The 400-nt window shown below is 69.8% G+C and carries 1 protein-coding gene; it reads right to left on the reverse strand.

Annotated features, from left to right (window positions below; genetic code table 11):
- A partial coding sequence (locus E0T84_RS31675; RefSeq protein ID WP_138746434.1) for a glycosyltransferase occupies window positions 1-400 on the reverse strand: 400 nt, incomplete at both ends.

The raw sequence follows: 400 nt of genomic DNA on the forward strand, positions 1-400 counted from the left end.
GCCTTGGGCCGGATCTGCTGCAACCGGCGGAATGCCTTCACTGCCAGGCCGAGGTTCTTTTCAGCAGCGATGCGGCCGACATAGATCGCCACCAGGCCGTTGCCATCCACGCCCCATTCCTCGCGCAGCGCGGGATCGCGCCGGCCTGGATCGAACTGCTGGCTGTCCACCGCGCGGGCCAGCAGGCGCACGCGCTCGAAGCCCTGTTCGCCGAGGAACTGCTGCAGCTCGCGGGTCGGCACCAGGGTGGCATCGGCCTGGTTGTGGAAACGGCGCATCCAGCGCATGGCTGCGGCCTGCAGCCACGCCACGCCGTAGTCGGGCAGGTACTCGTCGAAGCGGGTGTGGAAGCCGCTGGCGACCGGAATGCCGAGGCGGCGCGCAGTGCGCAGTGCCGACC

The sequence above is a fragment of the Mycobacterium sp. DBP42 genome (genome assembly GCF_005924235.1).
Taxonomy (GTDB): Bacteria; Actinomycetota; Actinomycetes; order Mycobacteriales; family Mycobacteriaceae; genus Mycobacterium; species Mycobacterium syngnathidarum.